Annotated in this window: 4 protein-coding genes; 2 read left to right on the top strand and 2 right to left on the bottom strand. The window is 58.0% G+C overall.

Annotation, left to right across the window (positions count from 1 at the left end):
• The first annotated feature begins 101 nt into the window (after positions 1-101).
• Both AAC083_RS15825 and AAC083_RS15830 read left to right on the top strand, forming a co-directional pair.
• Positions 102-380, top strand: a complete 279-nt coding sequence (locus AAC083_RS15825; RefSeq protein WP_042037332.1) for a YcgL domain-containing protein — start codon at positions 102-104, stop codon at positions 378-380.
• A complete protein-coding gene (locus tag AAC083_RS15830) occupies positions 380-1,339 on the top strand; it encodes a lytic murein transglycosylase (RefSeq protein WP_108537094.1) in 960 nt (319 codons plus the stop codon). The genes AAC083_RS15825 and AAC083_RS15830 overlap by 1 nt, the downstream gene beginning before the upstream one ends.
• A 175-nt stretch (positions 1,340-1,514) precedes the next feature.
• Here the strand turns inward: AAC083_RS15830 and AAC083_RS15835 are convergent, their stop codons facing one another.
• Complete coding sequence (locus AAC083_RS15835) at positions 1,515-2,885, bottom strand: L-serine ammonia-lyase (RefSeq protein ID WP_108537095.1); 1,371 nt, start codon at positions 2,883-2,885, stop codon at positions 1,515-1,517.
• Between the two features lie 276 nt (positions 2,886-3,161).
• The gene (locus AAC083_RS15840; protein ID WP_108537097.1) at positions 3,162-4,544 is read right to left on the bottom strand and encodes an L-serine ammonia-lyase; all 1,383 of its coding nucleotides are present in this window, start codon (positions 4,542-4,544) and stop codon (positions 3,162-3,164) included.
• Between the last annotated feature and the right edge of the window lie 266 nt (positions 4,545-4,810).

Here is a 4,810-nt window from a genome sequence, read left to right on the forward strand (position 1 = left end):
TCCCCGAGACAGAGACGGTAATCCGTTATTGTTATTCAATTCCTGATGTTATAGTTTGCCACCATCAGAGGCAATAAACCCGTCGGATTATATCAATTTCCATGTTATGTGCAGTCTATAAAAGTCGCAAAAAAGCCGAGACCTATCTTTTTGTTGAAAGAAGAGAGGATTTTTCCCGTGTACCCGAGGTGCTGATGAGGACATTTGGTCGCCCTGAGCTGGTATTGATGACCAAGCTGGACCCAGCCAGGCCCTTGGGGATCGCTTCGACCAGCCGGGTGATGGCGGCGCTGACAAGTCAGGGCTTCTATCTGCAGGTGCCACCGCCGCCGGAAAATCTGCTGGAACAGCACAAGGCACAATTAAAGGCCTCGCGCTGATGAAGTGTCGGCTGGCTCTGTTATTATTCAGCGGGCTGTTAAGTGCCCCCTTGCAGGCCAGCCCCGATTTTTACGCCTATGTGGCTGGACTCAAACAGCAGGCCCTGGCTGCCGGTATCAAGCCTGAAACGGTGGCCGCTGCCTTTGCCAATATTCGGGTCATCGAGCCCGCCATCAAACACGATAAAAACCAGCCAGAATTTAAACTGACGCTGGACAGCTATATTCCACGCGCGGTTCCGCAATGGAAGGTCAATCAGGCCAAGGCCCTATATCGTCAGCATTTGCCGCTGCTCACAAAAATAGGGGCAGAATATGACGTGCAGCCCCGTTTTATTGTCGCCTTGTGGGGCATAGAAACCAATTTCGGTAAATTGACCGGCACCTATCCGCTGATCTCCTCGCTGGCGACCCTGGCCTGGGATGGTCGGCGGGAGGACTTTTTCAAGGGGCAACTGCTGGATGCCCTGCGCATCATAGAGCAGGGGCATGTGACCCCATCCGCCTTCAAGGGCTCCTGGGCCGGTGCTATGGGGCAGGTGCAGTTCATGCCATCTTCCTTCCTCAAGTACGCGGTCGATCAGGATGGGGACGGCAAGAAGGACTTGTGGGGCAATCTCGCGGATGTGTTTGGTTCGGCAGCCAATTATCTGCAGCAGAATGGTTGGCACGGCGATGAAACCTGGGGGCGTCAGGTCAGGTTGCCTGAGGGGCTGGATCCCGCCTTGCTCGGGCTGGAGCAGACCCGGCAGCTGTCGGCGTGGCAGGCTCTTGGCGTTCGTCAGCTCGATGGTTCACCCTTGCCCGGGGTCGAGATGCAGGCCTCTCTGGTGCGCCCCGATGATGCCAAAGGCCGCGCCTATCTGGCTTATCCCAACTATCTGGTGTTGCGCCACTGGAATCGCTCCCACTATTTCGTGGTGGCGGTGGTCACCCTGGCCGATCGCCTCGTGGAATAATCGGTGCAGACCCGGACGGTTCAGGTGGCGTGTGGAACGCTGTATTTATCTTGAGGGGGGAATGGGGCGCGGGAATATGGGATGAGCAGGGATGACAAGTCAGGCGAGGTAATCGAAATAACGGGCAACAAAAAGGCGGGAATTCCCGCCTTTTTGTATTTTTGGCAGCCGCAGCTTAATCGCAGGCAACCTGCATTACCTTGATGGCCAAACCACCACGGGAGGTTTCACGGTACTTGGAGTCCATGTCCTTGCCGGTGATGTACATGGTCTCGATGACCTTGTCCAGGGAGACGCGGGGCTTGGAGGTACGACGCAGGGCCATGCGGGAGGCGTTGACCGCCTTCATGGCCGCGATGGCATTGCGCTCGATGCAAGGCACCTGCACCTGACCGGCAACCGGATCACAGGTCAAACCCAGATTGTGCTCCATGCCGATCTCGGCGGCTTCACACACGTGCTCCGGGCTGCCGCCCATCAGTTCGGTCAGACCCGCGGCGGCCATGGAGCAGGAGACACCCACTTCACCCTGGCAACCGACTTCGGCGCCGGAGATAGAGGCGTTCATCTTGTAGAGCATGCCCACGGCACCGGCAGCCAGATAGAAACGGGTGTATTCGTCGCGACCCACCGGCTGGATGAACTTGTCGTAGTAGGCCAGCACGGCCGGGATGATACCGGCGGCGCCGTTGGTCGGTGCCGTGACGACGCGGCCACCGGCGGCGTTCTCTTCACTCACCGCAAGGGCAAACATGTTGACCCAGTCGATGATATTCATCGGATCGTTGGAGAGATTCTCGTTGGTGGTCAGCTGACGGTAGAGGGGCGCGGCGCGGCGTGGTACACGCAGCGGGCCGGCCAGCACACCTTCGGTGCGACAGCCACGCTCGATCCCTTCACGCATTGTGTTCCAGATCTTGCCGAGCTTCTTGTAGATCTCTTCCGGGGTGTTGAAGCACTTCTCGTTCTCCAGCATCAGGGTGGAGATGGAGAGCCCGGTCTGGCTGCAGTGGGCGATAAGCTCAGCCGCGCTCTTGAACGGGTAGTTGACGGACATGTCGCCGCTGTCGGCCTTGCCGAAGTTCTCTTCGTCGACGATGAAACCACCACCGATGGAGTAGTAGGTCTTGCTGTAGACAGCGTCATCTTCGATGAAGGCAGTCAGCTTCATGCCATTCTCATGCAGCGGCAGGGCCTCATCATGGAACACCATGGCACCCTTGGGGAAGCTGACAGTGTGGCAGTGCAGGCCGATCGGCAGGCGGCCGGTCTGCTCTACGCGGGAGATGAATTCAGGGATGGCGTCGATGTCGACGTTTTCCGGCAGGTTACCCGCCAGACCCATGATGATAGCGGTATCGGTGTGATGACCTTTACCGGTCCAGGAGAGAGAGCCATAAACATCGACCTGGATCCGGGTGATGTCACGGATCTTGCCGCCTGCACGCAGTTCATCCACGAACTGTTTGGCAGCTTTCATCGGGCCGACAGTGTGGGAAGAGGAGGGGCCAACACCGATTTTGAAGATATCAAAAACGCTGATCATGTAACAATTACCTCAGGATAGAAGGGGGCGCCATGCCCACTCGCAGAAACGGGGTGATCCATGGGACGAGGGCGTCGTCGCCGAGGTCAATGAACCAGATAACCGTAGTGTAACGGTTCAAAGCCTAAAAAAAGTTGAAATAGATCTATTTTTGTTGAATCAGAGACGCGAGTATAAAATTTATTTTGATGCTTATCCATTTTGTTAAGCGTTTGCCCATAAAAATACCCGGCCAGGCCGGGTATGTGGGGACAAAGTGGAGTCAATTGGCTGTTGTTAACATTCTGTAATGTTAACCGCCAGGCCACCGCGAGCGGTTTCCTTGTACTTGGTCTTCATGTCGTTGCCGGTTTCCCACATGGTCTTGATCACCTTGTCCAGGGACACCTTGTGCTCACCCGTGCCACGCAGGGCCAGGCGGGAGGCATTGATGGCCTTGACCGCACCCATGGCGTTGCGCTCTATGCAGGGCACCTGCACCAGCCCGCCCACCGGATCGCAGGTGAGGCCCAGGTTGTGTTCCATGCCGATCTCGGCGGCATTCTCGACGATGGCGGGACTGCCACCCAGGATTTCGGTCAGGGCGCCGGCGGCCATGGAGCAGGCGACGCCCACTTCCCCCTGACAGCCCACTTCGGCCCCCGACAGGGAGGCGTTCTTCTTATATAGGATGCCGATGGCGGCGGCGGTAAGGAAGTAGCTCAGCAGCAGTTCATCATCCACCTTGCGTACAAAACGATCATAGTAGTGCAGCACGGCGGGAATGATGCCGGCGGCGCCGTTGGTGGGGGCGGTGACCACCCTGCCTCCGGCGGCGTTCTCTTCGTTGACGGCCAGCGCAAACAAGTCCACCCACTCGATCACCATCAGGGGATCCTTGTTGAAGTTGGTCTCGCAACTGAGCTGACGATGGAGGGCCGGGGCCCGGCGTTTCACCTTGAGGCCACCTGGCAGTACCCCTTCACTGCGACAGCCGCGCTCGACACAGGCCTGCATCGCCTGCCAGATCTTGCGCAGTCCCGCTTTTATCTCTTGTTCGCTGCGAAACACCTTCTCGTTGGCCAGCATCAGACCCGAGATGGAGAGGCCACTCTCCTGGCAATGGGCCAGCAGCTGGGCGCCGCTCTCGAACGGGTAGGGAATGGGATGGGCGGCATCGAAGCGGGCCGCCTCTTCTTTGGCGTTGGCAAAGTGGCTCTCTTCTATAATGAAGCCGCCGCCGACCGAGTAGTAGGTCTGCTCGAACTGCAGGGTTTCGCTGGCGAAGGCCCGCAGCGTCATGCCGTTGGAGTGGGCGGGCAGTGTCTTGCGGCGATTGAAGATGATGGCCCCACTTCGGGCGAACTGGCATGGCTGCTCGCCGGCCAGCAGCAGCGACTGGTTGCGATCCACTTCGCTGAGGAAGGCGGGAATCGCCTCTATGTCCACGGATTCCGGATCAAAGCCGGCCAACCCCAGAATGATGGCCTTGCCGGTGCCGTGGCCCTTGCCGGTCTGACCAAGGGAGCCGTAGCATTCCACTTCTACCCGTCCGATCCGGGGTAGCAGACCCTGTCGCTTGAGCTCTTTAACAAAGGTGCAGGAGGCCCGCATCGGCCCCACGGTATGCGAAGAAGAAGGGCCGATCCCGATGGAAAACAGGTCGAAGACACTGATCATGACACCACTCCGATTATGGGGTTTGTCTAAACATTGTAATTTTTTTGTAGTCGATGGAAAGCAGGGAAGCTGAGGCGTGTGATGGCGGCATACAAATGAGTGGCTGGCAGCGGGCAGGAAAGGTTGGAATGAGCGCGCGGGCGTCAAAGAGAAGGTGCGGGACTTGGGCCCGCTCCTTGGCACTGTTCAGCCACTCATCTGCATTCGGTCACTCAGTCGAGGAATTCGCACAGATAGGCGGTGGGGGTTTTCACCTCCAGCTTGAA

This window comes from Aeromonas sp. HMWF014, assembly GCF_963878295.1.
GTDB classification, from domain to species: Bacteria; Pseudomonadota; Gammaproteobacteria; order Enterobacterales; family Aeromonadaceae; genus Aeromonas; species Aeromonas popoffii.